Origin of the sequence: Pontibacter beigongshangensis, assembly GCF_014332515.1 — a bacterium.
Taxonomy (GTDB): domain Bacteria; phylum Bacteroidota; class Bacteroidia; order Cytophagales; family Hymenobacteraceae; genus Pontibacter; species Pontibacter beigongshangensis.
This window is the reverse complement of the sequence record NZ_VFSD01000065.1, coordinates 1-786: the sequence shown is the minus strand read 5'-3', so window position 1 is coordinate 786 and position 786 is coordinate 1. Positions and strand designations below refer to the sequence as shown.

General features: G+C 48.6%; 1 protein-coding gene. It reads left to right on the top strand.

From position 1 onward, the window contains the following. Window positions 1-60 precede the first annotated feature (60 nt). A complete protein-coding gene (locus tag FJM74_RS22110; RefSeq protein WP_187264824.1) occupies window positions 61-777 on the top strand; it encodes an IS1 family transposase in 717 nt (238 codons plus the stop codon). The last annotated feature ends 9 nt before the right edge of the window (window positions 778-786 follow it).

Here is a 786-nt window from a genome sequence, read left to right as displayed (position 1 = left end):
GGTAGTGGTTAAAAATGTATGATGGATAGAAAAAGGCAGTGATTTGGTTTAAGAGATGGAATGTGCGAGATTCTCATCAAGATAAACTGTCCTCACTGCCAGAGCAGCAAGGTAGTAAAAAACGGAAAGAAAAGGAATGGCGAGCAGAACCTGCTCTGCCGTAGTTGCGGCAAACAGTTTCAGGGGCGTTACCGCCACCCAGGGGCAGATCCAGCCGTCAAGCAGCTGGCAATCCGGCTCCTGGAGCGCAACAGTGGTATTCGCGACATCGAAGAGCTGCTGGGCATCAGCAGAAGGTGCATTTTGGACAACCTGTGCCGTCAGGGGACCAGGCTGAAGATTGCGCCTGCCCGCCAGCACTACCAGTCTGTACAAATTGATGAAGTCTGGAGCTTTGTGGGCAAGCGCAAGAAAGGCAAATACTGGTTGTTGTATGCCTACAGCCCGGAAGCAGACGAAATACTGGCCTACAGTTGTGGTAGCAGAAGTGCCTCAACAGTACGGGAGCTGCTCAAACAGCTCGAGGGTGTAGCAGTAGAGCACTACTATACTGACCATTGGAAAGCATTTGCACAGGTGCTGCCGCCAGAAAAACACACCGTCGGGAAGGCATACACGAAAAACATAGAGGGGGTTAATACCTGCTTGAGAGCCAGAAACAGAAGACTTGTCAGAAAAACGACCTGCTTCTCCAAAAAGAAAGAAAATCATTTAGCTGCTTTGAACCTGATGTTTAGCTACCGAAATAAACAGAAAGCTAAACATCATACTTTTTAATCCACTACC

Coding starts and splice junctions, on each gene's coding strand:
- FJM74_RS22110 (WP_187264824.1), top strand. CDS start 61: ATGTGCGAGATTCTCATCAAGATAAACTGTCCTCACTGCCAGAGCAGC.